This is a genomic window from Deltaproteobacteria bacterium (genome assembly GCA_016874755.1).
GTDB lineage: Bacteria > Desulfobacterota > Binatia > UBA9968 > UBA9968 > DP-20.
The window spans coordinates 36,985-48,759 of the sequence record VGTH01000012.1 but is presented as its reverse complement, the minus strand read 5'-3'; the positions used below and the strand labels follow the sequence as shown (position 1 = coordinate 48,759).

Here is an 11,775-nt window from a genome sequence, read left to right as displayed (position 1 = left end):
TCACGGGTAATTTTTTATCGATCATACAACGGGCGCATAAAAGAACACCAGAGCATAGCGCCATGCTCTGATGTTCAGCGGGTGAGATGAAAAATTAGAAGGACGAACGCTTGGTCAAATCGCGCAGCGTGGTGCGCCATTTTTCTTCGAGCTTGTCGATCTGCTCGGCGCTCAAGCCCTGTTCCGGGTACCAGCGCTTGAAGCCATAGTCTTTGACCGGGTTGCCGTATTCATATTTTTCCAAGACCGCTTGGCCGCCTTCGCCAAGGATGAAATCGGCCAATAGCAGCGCCGCGTGCGGATGAGGCGCCTGCACCGAAACACCGGTGGAGCCGGAGTTTGACGGCACGACGTCCATCGGTATCCACTCGATCGGCGCACCGGCCTTGAGCGAAACTTCGACGTGGTTGCGAAAGGTCGTCGGCGAGGCGCCCACTTCGCCCGAGATCACCATGTCGAGGAGGGCGCGGCCCGAGACGTTATGGGTGATCGGCGCTTGGGCGCGCAGTTTCTTGACGAACTCTTCGCCTTTGAATTTGAGCATGGCGCCCATGACCGTGACGCCAGTGTCGCTGCCGGCAAAGGCGATCTTGCCCTTGAGATCGGGACGCAACAGCCCTTCATAATTTCTCGGCACGGCATTGGCCGGGATCTGGTTCTTGTTGTAGGAAAGGCCGATGTGCGACTCGCGGTCAATCGCCCAGTACACCAGACCACGGGGCGCTTTCTCTTTGACATGGTCGGGATATTTTCCCTGGGTCGGAAAGTAATAGGGCACGAGCATCTTTTGATCTTTGAGTAGCTTCAACAGCGGGATGGTGGTTTCCAGGGTGTCGACGATGTAGCGCCTCGATTGCGACTCGGCCATGATGCGCGCGCTCATCTCCTGGCGCGTGGCGCGGTAGGATTCTACGCTGACGCCGGGATACTTGGCTTCGAAGGCGGCGGCGAGCTGTTTGTAGGAATCGCCGGCGAGCGAAGTGTACCAGGTCACTTTGCCTTCAGCTTTGGCGCCGTTGTAAAGCACATTCTCACGGTCCGGCTTGTTGTAGGCGGCGAGTTGCTCCATCGACATCTTGCCCTGCGCCCAGCCAGCGGATGCCAGCGCCAGCGTGATCGCCACTGCGGTCAGAAAACGTTTCATCAAGTTCCTCCTTGTCGACACAAGAATACTAATAACCTGTTTCGGCCAGCTGATGATAGAACAGCCGGAAGAATTGGCGCAGCCGCTCGGGCCGCTTGTAATGCGCGAACTCCTCCGGAACCCTGAACTCTTTGGTGATCTGTTCGAGGGTCTTGCCGGCTTGCACCATCTTGGCCACTTCGTTGCGCATGACCACGAAATAGCGCTTCTGCTCTTCCAAATCTTTGACGCCGCGGCCGACGTGCACGGGGCCGTGGCCGGGGACGTAGGTGTCGACAGCCAGGCTGCGCGCCATGATGTTGTCTAAAATTCTGATCCAACCGGCGACGTTGGAAAAAAAGATGCCGCCCGACTCACCCTGGCCCGGATGAATTTCGGTGTCGAGCAGATCGCCCATCAAGAAGACGCGCTTCTGCGGAATGTAGACGGTCAAATCGCCGGTGCTATGGCCGCGTCCTTCGGCGGTGATGACGAAGGTCAGACCGCCGAAATAAAGCGTCATACTACCGTCGAAGCCTACGTCGGGTTGGCCGAGCTCCTTGCCCTTGTAGGCGATATTGCGCGGATCGTTGGAGTTCTTGCGCTCGTTGAACTCTTCGAGCTCCTGCATCTGTAAGTCGTGTATCTGGTTCTTGGTGGCGATCCAGATCGGTTTGTCTTCGCGGAAATGCCACGAGCCGGTGGCATGATCGCCGGCGCTGTGCGAAGTGATTAGGTAGCGAACTTTTTTGTCGGTCATAGAACGAATGAAGGCAAGGGTTTGATCCGAGTTGTCGATGTGGCAGTCGAACACGACCACGCCTTCGTTGGTGAAGACAACTGTCGAGTTGCCGGAGCCTTGGGAGTGCTCCAACATGTAGACGCCGTCGGTCACTTTGACCGCCGTCATTTTCACCGGCGCCGCTGCCCCGGTGGTCATACACCCAATCAACGAGACAATCGCGATGAGTTTTGCCTTCATGGATAATTCTCCTATTTTTTATCGTGCCGTAGGCGAGATCCCTCGCGCTGCGCTCGGGATGACACGCCGCTTCCGGCGTGTCATTTTATCTGGCCGAGGGATTTGGCCATCTCGATGGTGCGGCGCGCGCGCTCGACGATCGGGCGGTCGATCAGTTGGCCGCCGAAGGCGATGGAGCCGTCGCCGCGCGCGTTGGCTTCGTCGAAGGCTTGCAGGACTTTTTGGCAGTAATCGATCTCCGCGGGCGTCGGGCTGAAAGTCGTATTGATGGCGTCGACCTGGGACGGATGAATGCACGACATGCCGGAGAAGCCGAGTTGGCGGGACTGTTTGGCGAAACCGAACAATCCCTGGGTATCGTTCAAATCGACCCAGACGCCGTCGATGGCTTGCACGTGGGCGCTGGCGGCGGCGATGACCATGGAAGAGCGGGCGTAGATCAAGTCGCGCGCCTCGCCTTCGCGAATCGCCGGCAGATTGATCTCGCGGCCGAAATCTTCGGCGCCGAACAATAAGCCGGTAACCCGCGGCGATGCCGCGGCGATGGCCGGGGCGTTGTAAAGACCTTTGGGGCTTTCGATGGCGATCAAAAGCTTGACGCTGCCTTTGGCCAGCTGATTCTTTGGCTCTTGCTCGCTTAGAATCCCGTCGACTTTGCGCACTTCGTCGACCGTGTCGACCTTGGGGCAAACCAACCCTTCGAGCCCCGGGCGGATGACCGCGGCAAGGTCGGCGTTCATGCGCGGATGGCCGATGGCATTGATGCGCACGTAGCGCGCCGGCGTGCCGGCGGCTTTGCCGCGGCCTAAAGAATCGGCGATGTTTTTGCGCGCCGCGTCTTTCTCGTTGGGCGCCACGCCGTCTTCGATGTCGAGCATGATGGCATCGGCAGTTAAGCCGAGCGCCTTGTCGATCATCTTCTGCCGATGGCCAGGCACGAACATCCACGACCGAATCAAGTCCATTCCGCTTTCTCCTTCGCGGAGATTTCTACCTGATGGCCGGGAAAATGTCTAACCAGAATTCAATTTGCACCACGAAGCCACGAAGCCCGCGAAGGCCGGAGAAAGACCTCCTTATTCCGAACTTCGTGCTCTTCGTGTCTTCGTGGTGAGTCTTGGGTTCTGCGGCCGGTTGAACCTCGCGCGCTTTTGGCCAATAATTGAAGGGATATGAAACTCAGCACCGCTAAGCTTCTAGTGCCGATTGTCGCCGTAACCATTCAAAGCAATTCGTCTTCGACTGTCATTCCGCCTTATCTCAGCCATATGAAAATTTCCGTGGCGTTGATCGGCACGTTGATTTCCCTGGCGCCGATCTTTGCATTAATGGCGCGGTTGCCGGTGGGGATGCTTTACAAACGAGAAAGCGCCCGCTGGCTGGTGTCGCTGGCGATCTTGGCCATGGGTGTGACCAACTATCTTTACGGCTTTTCCTATGACGCGCTTTCGTTTGCGGTCGTGCACTGTTTGAACGGTTTCGCTTACAGCGCGGTGACGACGCTTTACATGGCGTTCTATGTCGACTCCCTGGCGCCGGATGAAAATCGCAATCATGCCATGGGTTACTATGTCGGCGTCTTGGCGGTGGGCTACTCGACGGGAAACTTTTTCGGCGGCTGGATCGCCGATCATTGGGGTTACCACTGGAGCTTCAAACTGGGCGCGCTGTTGTCGCTGGTGGCAGTTAGGCTTCTGTGGTTGATGCGCGCGCCGGCTGGAGCGGGCGCCGCCAAGGGCAAAGAAAAAGAAGCTGCCAAGCTCACTTCGAAAGAATCTTTCAAAGCTTTGCTGGAGCCGGGCCTGGCCACGGTTGTGTTGGTCGCGTTGTTTTTGAACCTGCTGCATCAGATGGGCGGCACGTTTATTTCCCTCTACGGGTTGTCGGTGGGCATGAGCCTGACACAGATCGGCATTATCCGCGCCGGCTACGCCGGCATCAACGCCGTCACCCGGCCGGTCAGCGGCCATGTTGTCAACAAGATCGGCCATCGTAACCTTTCGTACTTGGGTCTGCCGCTGCAATCGTTGATCCTAATGATCATCCCGCTATTTACGGGCTTTGGCATGATTATGTTTGTCTATGTCGCCTCGGGCTTGATGCGCGCCATTGTCATCGTCGCCAACGCGGTGGGATTAGTGCAGGACGTGCCCGAATCACGCGTCCGGCGCGGCTTGGCCTCCGGCGTCTACAATGCCGCCGGCGATCTCGGCAACATCCTCGGCCCATCGATTGGCGGCTTGATTGCGCACGCGACCGGTATCGCCAGTGTGTTCGTGATCGGCTCGATCGGTTCGACGGTGTTGTTCTTTACTGGCGTGTGGTTGGTGCGGCGGATAAAGCAACGGGAAGACGTTCGTTTGGCGTCTAGCGTCTAGGGTTTGGCGTTGTCGGACTCCGCTAACGCTAGACGCTAGACGCCAAACGCTAGTACGACTTCGGCATCCCCAACACATGCTGCCCAAGATAAGCCAGCACCAAATTGTTGCTTACCGGCGCGACTGTGAGCAGGCGCGTCTCGCGAAATTTTCTTTCCACGTCATATTCGGCCGCGAAGCCGTAGCCGCCATGTGTGGTCAAGCAAGCGTTGGCGGCTTCCCAGGCGGCCTCCGATGCCAAGTATTTCGCTAGATTGGCTTCGGCGCCGCATTTTTCCTTGCGGTCGAATTTCGTCGCGGCTTGGTAGCGCACCAAATCGGCGGCTTCGATGTTGGCGTAGGCCTTGGCGATGGGAAACTGGATGCCTTGGTTGGCGCCGATGGCTTTGCCGAAAACGTGGCGTTCGCTGGCGTACTTCGACGCGCGCTCGACGAACCAACGGCCGTCGCCGATGGCTTCGGCGGCGACAAGAATCCGCTCGGCGTTCCAGCCGTCGATGATGTAGCGAAAGCCCATGCCTTCATCGCCGATCAAATTCTCCACCGGCACTTCCACGTTGTCGAAAAACAGCGCGTTGGTGTGATGATTGATCATCAAGTCGAGCGGCTTAACTTCAAGTTTTCCTTGATTGGCTTTCAAGTCGACGATGAAGACCGATAGGCCGCGGGTTTTGTCTTTGAGTTCGTCGTAGGGCGTCGTGCGTGCGAGCAGCAGCATCAGGTCGGATTGCAGCACGCGGGAGATGAAGATCTTTTGCCCGTTGACTAAATAGCGATCGCCTTTTTTTATCGCGTTGGTTTGGATGCGCGTCGACTCCGAGCCGGCGTTGGGTTCAGTGACGCCGAAGGCCTGCAGGCGCAATTCGCCGGTGGCGATCTTCGGCAAGTAGCGTTTTTTTTGCTCGGCGTTGCCGTGGCGCAACAGCGTGCCCATGGTGTACATCTGGGCGTGGCAGGCGGTGGCGACGCCGCCGGAGTGGTTGATCTCTTCTAAAATGATGCTGGCTTCGGTGATGCCGAGGCCAGTGCCGCCGAACTCTTCGGGAATCAGCGCCGCGAGCCAGCCGAGATCGCCCAATTTTTTGACAAACGCTTCCGGATAAGCCTTCTCGCTGTCAACCTTGCGCCAGTAGGCGTCGGGAAATTCTTTGCAGACTTTCTTGATCTCATCGCGGATCTGCAGCTGCTCGGTCGTCAGGTTGAAATCCATCCATGCCTCCTATAATTAGCCGTTAGACTACAGCGGAATTCTTACGAGAGCAAAAAGGGGAGACGCTTATGGCGGTTAAAGAAGGTTGGCAGGGCCGTTATTTCGAAGACTTCGAAGTCGGCGACATCTATCGCTGCCGACTCGGCAGAACGGTTACCGAAGCCGACAACATCTGGTTCACCTTGCTGACCAACAACACCAATCAGATTCATTTCAACAACGAATATGGCAAGAAGACCGAGTTCGGCAAATGTCTGATCAACGGCGCGCTGACGCTCGCCATCGTCGCCGGCATGGGCGTTGCGGACGTGAGTGAGAACGGTTTTGCTTTGGGCTGGGACCAGATCACGCTGCCCAATCCGCTGTTTGCCGGCGATACATTGTATTCGGAATCCGAAGTGCTCGAAAAGCGCGCGTCCAAGTCCAAACCGCAGTGGGGCATCATCAAGGTGCGCACCCGCGGCATTCAACAAGAAGGCAAGATCGTCATCGATTATGCGCGCAGCGTGATGGTGTGGAAGAAGGCACATGCGCCGAATAACGATACTTTTCCGACCATCAAAGAATAATCGAAACTGAAAGCCGAGGTTTAAGTGGCAGACAATTCCAAACCGACGCGCGCTTTGGAGGGCGTCAAGATTCTCGCCTTCGAGCAAGTCTTGTCCGGCCCGTTTGCGACCTGCTTGCTCGCCGACATGGGCGCCGAAGTCATCAAAGTCGAGCGTCCCGGTGTCGGCGACGTGATTCGCGGCTGGGATTCGGTGGTGAAAGGATTGTCGTCAGGCTATGTCTGGCTGAATCGCAACAAGCGCAGTTTGACCGTCGATGTCAAACACGAAAAAGGCCGAGAGATTCTGCGGCGACTAGCGCAGAAGTCGGACGTTTTTTTCGAAAACTATGCGCCCGGTGTGGCCGGCCGATTGGGTTTGGGCTACGAAAAATTGAACGAACTGAATCCGCGCTTGATCTACTGTTCGTTATCAGGCTACGGCCAAGACGGGCCGTATCGCGACGTGAAAGCCTACGATCTGTTGATTCAAGGCGAGGGCGGCATCATCGCGACGACAGGTTACGAGGACAAACCGGCCAAAGCCGGCATCGCCATCGCCGATATCGCCTCCGGCATGTACGCGGCGATTGGTATCTTGCTGGCGCTCTATCAGCGCGAAAAAACTGGAGAAGGACAGCTAGTTGACGTCTCGATGCTCGACTCGATCGTTTCGTGGCTCGGCTATTTTCCCCATCACTATTGGCACGCGGGCGAAGAGCCTGGGCGCGTCGGCATGCGCCATCACTATGTCTGCCCCTATGGCCCGTATTTGGCCGGCGATGGGCAGTATGTGAACCTCGCCGTGGCGAGCCCGGCCGATTGGGAAGTCTTCTGTAAAGTTGTCGTGGAAAAACCGGAAATGTTGACCGACCCCCGTTTTGTCTCGGTGCAGGATCGCCGCAAGAATCGCAACGCACTGGAAGAGACCATCGAAAATATTTTCGCGGCGCGCGAACATACCCATTGGCTCGCGCAGCTCAAGAAAGCCCAGCTGCCGCACGGGATCGTGCGCGGCGTCGCCCAGGTATTGGCCCATCCTCAGGTGATCGCCCGCAAACTGATCCGCGAAGCCGACTCGCCGGTGGGCACCGTGCCGGTGATCGCCAATGCGCTCAAAATGTCGAAGAGCGAGGCGCGCTACGACCGGATTCCCGCGTTGGGTGAAAACAACGAAGCAATCTTGCGTGAGTTGGGCTACGACGGCGCCGGCATCGCGAAGCTCGTGCAGGACAAAGTCATCTAGATGGCCAAACCGACCGTCGGCGTCATGGGCGCATCGGTCAACGATGCGTTGAGCAATGCGGAACGTAACCGCTTGACCGAGCTGGCACAGACGCTCGGCGCGACGCTGGCGCGGCGAGGTTGTATTCTGATCACAGGTGCGACCACCGGGTTGCCAGACATGGTCGCCCAAGCCTTCCGTCAAGCCGGAGGGTTTGCGTTGGGCATATCGCCGGCGACCAATCGAGCAGAACATGTGCACAGCTACGGCTTGCCAGAAGAGGCCGCCGACGCCATCGTCTTCACTGGCTTCGGTTACAAAGGCCGTAACGTCATCAACATTCGGTCGTCGGATATTGTCATCATTTTTGGCGGCGCCACTGGCACGTTGAACGAATTCACCATCGCCTACGACGAAGGCAAGATCATCGGCGTGCTGGAGGGCAGCGGCGGTATCGCGGATCACATTCGAGAAGTATTGGCGTTTTGCAAAAAGGCGACGGGAACTGTGTTTTTCGCAAGCGATCCAGAGACCCTCGCGGAGCGCTGTTTGTCTGCTTTAAATTCGCAATAGGCGATGGGCGGTTCGGAAATCAGCCGCCAAACAACACCAAGTTAGCGTTAGAAACTGGAAGGCCGAGAGTCCTCCGTTAAGGAGCCCTCGGCCTTGCCGTCTGTGCTCGTTTACCGCGAACGAGGGTCGATGGGTTAACTATTAGTCGCCGCTGCCGCTTTCGTCGCTGCCGTCACCGCTCACTTGGTTTATCATGGCCAGTTGTTTTTTCACCTCCTCCGACCCCTTCGGATCAAAAGAGCAGCTGCCGTAACGGTCGATCACTTCGCTTGGGTGAAACTCCAGATCGCCGCTCTTCAAACCGCGCTCGGTGAACGCCATGTATTTGATGTGGCAGTAGTTGGAATCCACATCAGAAACTTCTTTGAAGACGATGCCATTTTCGAGGTCGGCCATGATGCCCATCTCCTCCGCATTCGCTTGCGGCATGCCTGCCGCCAGCGATAGGGCCAGTGCCGCCGAAAAATAAATGGTTTAATGTTTAGCTTTAGCATTGATCAGGTTCCTCCTTAGTTTTTTTTTTGCTTCAGCCGGCGGACTCTAGAGCAAGGCAAATGCCAGTGCGACCGCGTGACGCGCCTGGAACTCCTCGTGAAGTTTTGGGAAGAAAGGTGGACAGCCGAGACGGCAAGCCGCGTTGCCGCGCTGCGTCACCTCGCACAATTTGGTACGAGGGACTCTCGATTATTGTTTGTGGCGCGCTATGTAGTGGCGGGCAAACTCTCTTAGGTTGTCGCTGCGCAAGCCAATGGTCTGCGCTTCGCTGAGTGCGCGTTCTTCGCTCCAGCCTTGCACCGCGACGCGATAAATCATCATGAAAGCGCCGACGCGGTTGGCGCTGGCGCAGGTGATTAGCATGGGATGATTGGCCGGCTCCTTAACCAGCCGGACAAATTGGTCGGCCTGCTCAGGTTGCGGTGCCGCCGAAATCACCGGGATGTTGTGGTAGCGCAGACCGCTGTTTCCCACGGCGCTGCGTTCTTTGACCAAATCGAAGCCCTCGCCGGCGGTGCGCAAGCTCAGCACCGAGCGAAAGCCGTTGGCGGCCGCGGTCGCATAAGCTTTCTCGGTTGGCTGCGCCCCGGTGGTGATCGACTCGTTCAGACACCGCACGCGCGGCACGTCAGCCTTGAGCGATTGTTCGATGCGGTCGAGGCGCGCGCGGTCGCTTGCTGGGCTCTGGGCCCATACCTGTGCCACCGAGAGCAAGGCAGTGCAGAGTATGATCAAACGTCGCATCGCCATTGAAGCATTACTTGAGGTTAAACATCCCTTTAGCCGTGGTGCCGAGCATGGCGGTTTTCTCCGCTGCGGAGCAGGGCGCTTGGTTGATCATTTCCAGCGACTCGACGATGTTCGCCGCGGTTTTGCATTCGAGCGGGTAGTCGCTGCCGAACATGATGCGATCGTAGGTCGTGATGTTGAGCGCCGCCGCCATCGCCGGCAGCCAGGCGCCGGTACCGGCGGTGTCGAAATAAAGCTGCTTAAAGAGTTTGTTGAAGCGCTCGGTGACGCCAAATTTTTTCTGCTCGTTTTGAGTTTTCAAATAGCCGCGCATGTCCGGCGGAATCGGTGCGTCGTCGGTTTCGAAGAACGCCATCATGCGGCCCAACAGGGACGACGCCGCGCCCCCCAGATGGGGCATAATGAATTTCAGCTCGGGATAGCGCGGCAAGACCGCGTTCATGACCCGCACGATACACTGGGTCGTTTCCAGCGGCCGAAAGACACAGCGGTCCAGGCTATAAGTCGTCTCCGAGCCGGTGGGCTTGGATTGCGGATGAATGATAATCGGCAGGCGGTTCTTTTGAATAATCTCGTAGAGCGGAAACATGATCGGGTTGTCAAGCTGAATATCCAAATGACAGGCGAGCAGTGCCACCGCCCGCAAGCCCAACTCGTCGATGCCGCGCTGCAATTCGCGCTGGGCCGCCGCGGGATCTTGCAGCGGCAGATGAATCGCGCTGCGAAATCGGTCGGGGTGTTTGTGCTGCAATTCGGCGACCCCGTCGTTCAAATCTTTGGCGACGTCGACGCCCATCACCTGCACCTGGTCGGTGATGATCGAATAGGTGACGCCGGCTTGATCCATCGCTTTAAGATGGGCGTCTAAATCTTTGCGCGACGGATGCAGCGTCAGGCTAATCTCGTTGGTGACGATGCGTTTGCCGCCGGCCTGCGCCGCCAGCCGGTCGAACAGTTTTGCGGGCATGTAGTGGTGATGCACGTCGACGATGAATTCTTCGGCAGCCATAGCTCCCCAGTCTCCTTTGCTAAGACCAACGGGCGGATTTTTGCTAAATTACGTCACTCTGTGGGAGCGTTCAAGCGAACGTGCCGCGACGGAGTTGTCTTAGAGCTACCAAAGTGACGCCGCTCTACTCTAAAGCACCCGCGCGATTGGCCGATCAGGCTAGTAACAAGGTCGGATGTGTTTCCTAGGGAGGCAGAAGTAATGTTTAACTTGAACGACGGTGCGAAAGAAACCAAAACGTCGGCGACCCCAGTTCCGAAATTTGTCGGTGAAGTCATGACCCGCGACATCAAAACCCTGGGTCCCGACCAGTCCTTTGGCGATGTTGTAAGCCTGTTGGCGAGCAACAGTTTTCATCACATCATTATTGCGGTCGATGGCTACTTGATGGGCGTGCTTTCCGACCGCGACGTCTATCGCCAGTTGGGTCGCGTCAGCGACTGGAGCGCCAAAAAAGTCGGTGAGATCATGATCACCAATGCATTGACGGTCTCGCCCGAAACGACGCTCTCGGACGCTGCCGAGCAGATGTTGTCGCGCCGCGTGAACTGTTTGCCCGTGGTTAGCGGCGACGGCAAACTAGCCGGCCTGATCACCTCCACAGACATCATTCGCCTGTTCAAAGGTTTGCAGGACCGCATGATGGAAGAACGCTAACTGTAGCGCCCTGTCCAATTTGTTCGGGGTAAGGTATTTTACTTTCAGGATGCCTTGCCCTTTTACAATGCCGGCACAAACACTTCTTGGGTTTCGTATTCAATCCTGATCTGGCGCAGCTGGCGTGGCACGGTGATAACCTTTCTGAGCCTGGGGTTAAAGTAGTCTTTTAACATCGACGGGCGCGGGTTGTCGAGGTAGAGTTCGGGATTGTCGCGCAGCGCGCCGCCATCGGCAACGCGCAGATCATCAGGCGATTCTATCGTTTGTACGATGGCCGGCGCGTGGGTGACGCCGAGATCGCGCAGCGCGTAGGCGCGGTGGCTGCCGTTGCGCAGGACTAGCCGATTCTTGGATTGCACGACGTTCAAAAAATTCGAGCCGAAACCTACCAGCAATCCCACGATGCCGACCACAGAGCCATGAAATCGCCGGGTTGTTAGTTCCGAAGGCTTCAACACGACCGAACCAAGGTATCTCATATCGTTCGATGGCGACATGAAAACATAGCCATCGCCATGGGTTTTCATCCAACGAGCGGGTGGTTCCGGATGATGATAGGGAAGCGCCAGGCGAAATACTTCTTCAAGATTGGGTCTGGGACCTAGATCGGCTTTTAACTTGGCAGCGAAATCGATGTTGATGTGCTTTTGGTAAACCACCAAACGTTCCAGCGCCGGCGATCCAGGCAGCATCATTCTACTGTTGAAAGAAGACAATCAAATTCGCTTCAACGTCAATCTCGAAGCCGCCGACCGCGGCGGCATCAAATTGAGCGCCCGGTTGTTGAGACTGGCCAAGACGCTGCACGAAAAAAAGGGATAAC

The 11,775-nt window shown here is 57.1% G+C and carries 14 protein-coding genes; 6 read left to right on the top strand and 8 right to left on the bottom strand.

Annotated elements, in window-relative coordinates; all coding sequences use genetic code 11:
• Nucleotides 1–94 precede the first annotated feature (94 nt).
• From FJ145_09515 to FJ145_09505, 3 genes are all read right to left on the bottom strand, one after another.
• On the bottom strand, nucleotides 95–1,144 hold the full coding sequence (locus FJ145_09515) for an extracellular solute-binding protein (protein ID MBM4261655.1): 1,050 nt from the start codon (nucleotides 1,142–1,144) through the stop codon (nucleotides 95–97).
• A gap of 28 nt (nucleotides 1,145–1,172) precedes the next feature.
• On the bottom strand, nucleotides 1,173–2,105 hold the full coding sequence (locus FJ145_09510; GenBank protein ID MBM4261654.1) for an MBL fold metallo-hydrolase: 933 nt from the start codon (nucleotides 2,103–2,105) through the stop codon (nucleotides 1,173–1,175).
• An 80-nt stretch (nucleotides 2,106–2,185) separates the two neighbouring features.
• Nucleotides 2,186–3,070, bottom strand: a complete 885-nt coding sequence (locus FJ145_09505) for a CoA ester lyase (GenBank protein MBM4261653.1) — start codon at nucleotides 3,068–3,070, stop codon at nucleotides 2,186–2,188.
• Between the two features lie 207 nt (nucleotides 3,071–3,277).
• On the opposite strand from FJ145_09505, the gene FJ145_09500 reads away from it, so the two are divergent.
• A complete protein-coding gene (locus FJ145_09500) occupies nucleotides 3,278–4,483 on the top strand; it encodes an MFS transporter (GenBank protein ID MBM4261652.1) in 1,206 nt (401 codons plus the stop codon).
• Between the two features lie 49 nt (nucleotides 4,484–4,532).
• Here FJ145_09500 and FJ145_09495 read toward each other — a convergent pair whose 3' ends face one another.
• Nucleotides 4,533–5,693: an acyl-CoA dehydrogenase gene (locus FJ145_09495; GenBank protein ID MBM4261651.1), complete on the bottom strand. Its 1,161-nt coding sequence runs from the start codon at nucleotides 5,691–5,693 to the stop codon at nucleotides 4,533–4,535.
• Between the two features lie 68 nt (nucleotides 5,694–5,761).
• Here FJ145_09495 and FJ145_09490 point away from each other — a divergent pair, with 68 nt between their 5' ends.
• The 3 genes from FJ145_09490 to FJ145_09480 are packed head-to-tail and all read left to right on the top strand — an operon-like array spanning nucleotide 5,762 to nucleotide 8,038.
• Nucleotides 5,762–6,262 (top strand): MaoC family dehydratase, encoded by a 501-nt coding sequence (locus FJ145_09490; GenBank protein MBM4261650.1) that lies wholly within the window; start codon nucleotides 5,762–5,764, stop codon nucleotides 6,260–6,262.
• Nucleotides 6,263–6,286: 24 nt separating this feature from the next.
• Nucleotides 6,287–7,486 carry a CoA transferase gene (locus FJ145_09485; GenBank protein ID MBM4261649.1) on the top strand — a complete coding sequence of 400 codons (1,200 nt, stop codon included), beginning with the start codon at nucleotides 6,287–6,289 and terminating at the stop codon, nucleotides 7,484–7,486.
• Nucleotides 7,487–8,038: a hypothetical protein gene (locus FJ145_09480; GenBank protein ID MBM4261648.1), complete on the top strand. Its 552-nt coding sequence runs from the start codon at nucleotides 7,487–7,489 to the stop codon at nucleotides 8,036–8,038. It abuts the gene before it with no gap.
• 141 nt (nucleotides 8,039–8,179) lie between these two features.
• Here FJ145_09480 and FJ145_09475 read toward each other — a convergent pair whose 3' ends face one another.
• The 3 genes from FJ145_09475 to FJ145_09465 all read right to left on the bottom strand — a co-directional run bounded on the left by FJ145_09475 (nucleotide 8,180) and on the right by FJ145_09465 (nucleotide 10,292).
• Nucleotides 8,180–8,467: a hypothetical protein gene (locus tag FJ145_09475; GenBank protein ID MBM4261647.1), complete on the bottom strand. Its 288-nt coding sequence runs from the start codon at nucleotides 8,465–8,467 to the stop codon at nucleotides 8,180–8,182.
• Nucleotides 8,468–8,722: 255 nt separating this feature from the next.
• On the bottom strand, nucleotides 8,723–9,283 hold the full coding sequence (locus tag FJ145_09470) for a hypothetical protein (GenBank protein MBM4261646.1): 561 nt from the start codon (nucleotides 9,281–9,283) through the stop codon (nucleotides 8,723–8,725).
• A gap of 7 nt (nucleotides 9,284–9,290) precedes the next feature.
• The gene (locus tag FJ145_09465) at nucleotides 9,291–10,292 is read right to left on the bottom strand and encodes an amidohydrolase (protein MBM4261645.1); all 1,002 of its coding nucleotides are present in this window, start codon (nucleotides 10,290–10,292) and stop codon (nucleotides 9,291–9,293) included.
• A 201-nt stretch (nucleotides 10,293–10,493) separates the two neighbouring features.
• Here FJ145_09465 and FJ145_09460 point away from each other — a divergent pair, with 201 nt between their 5' ends.
• Entirely contained in the window at nucleotides 10,494–10,949 is a 456-nt protein-coding gene (locus tag FJ145_09460) for a CBS domain-containing protein (GenBank protein ID MBM4261644.1), read from the top strand.
• A gap of 62 nt (nucleotides 10,950–11,011) precedes the next feature.
• On the opposite strand, the gene FJ145_09455 is transcribed toward FJ145_09460, so the two are convergent.
• On the bottom strand, nucleotides 11,012–11,647 hold the full coding sequence (locus tag FJ145_09455; GenBank protein ID MBM4261643.1) for a hypothetical protein: 636 nt from the start codon (nucleotides 11,645–11,647) through the stop codon (nucleotides 11,012–11,014).
• Here FJ145_09455 and FJ145_09450 point away from each other — a divergent pair.
• Nucleotides 11,643–11,774: a YfiR family protein gene (locus FJ145_09450; protein MBM4261642.1), complete on the top strand. Its 132-nt coding sequence runs from the start codon at nucleotides 11,643–11,645 to the stop codon at nucleotides 11,772–11,774. The genes FJ145_09455 and FJ145_09450 overlap by 5 nt on opposite strands.
• Nucleotide 11,775: the final 1 nt, after the last annotated feature.

What these genes read in the sequence shown, in the direction of transcription:
- FJ145_09515 (MBM4261655.1), bottom strand. Translation starts at nt 1,144, where the DNA reads ATGAAACGTTTTCTGACCGCAGTGGCGATCACGCTGGCGCTGGCATCC.
- FJ145_09510 (MBM4261654.1), bottom strand. Translation starts at nt 2,105, where the DNA reads ATGAAGGCAAAACTCATCGCGATTGTCTCGTTGATTGGGTGTATGACC.
- FJ145_09505 (MBM4261653.1), bottom strand. Translation starts at nt 3,070, where the DNA reads ATGGACTTGATTCGGTCGTGGATGTTCGTGCCTGGCCATCGGCAGAAG.
- FJ145_09500 (MBM4261652.1), top strand. Translation starts at nt 3,278, where the DNA reads ATGAAACTCAGCACCGCTAAGCTTCTAGTGCCGATTGTCGCCGTAACC.
- FJ145_09495 (MBM4261651.1), bottom strand. Translation starts at nt 5,693, where the DNA reads ATGGATTTCAACCTGACGACCGAGCAGCTGCAGATCCGCGATGAGATC.
- FJ145_09490 (MBM4261650.1), top strand. Translation starts at nt 5,762, where the DNA reads ATGGCGGTTAAAGAAGGTTGGCAGGGCCGTTATTTCGAAGACTTCGAA.
- FJ145_09480 (MBM4261648.1), top strand. Translation starts at nt 7,487, where the DNA reads ATGGCCAAACCGACCGTCGGCGTCATGGGCGCATCGGTCAACGATGCG.
- FJ145_09475 (MBM4261647.1), bottom strand. Translation starts at nt 8,467, where the DNA reads ATGCCGCAAGCGAATGCGGAGGAGATGGGCATCATGGCCGACCTCGAA.
- FJ145_09470 (MBM4261646.1), bottom strand. Translation starts at nt 9,283, where the DNA reads ATGGCGATGCGACGTTTGATCATACTCTGCACTGCCTTGCTCTCGGTG.
- FJ145_09465 (MBM4261645.1), bottom strand. Translation starts at nt 10,292, where the DNA reads ATGGCTGCCGAAGAATTCATCGTCGACGTGCATCACCACTACATGCCC.
- FJ145_09460 (MBM4261644.1), top strand. Translation starts at nt 10,494, where the DNA reads ATGTTTAACTTGAACGACGGTGCGAAAGAAACCAAAACGTCGGCGACC.
- FJ145_09455 (MBM4261643.1), bottom strand. Translation starts at nt 11,647, where the DNA reads ATGATGCTGCCTGGATCGCCGGCGCTGGAACGTTTGGTGGTTTACCAA.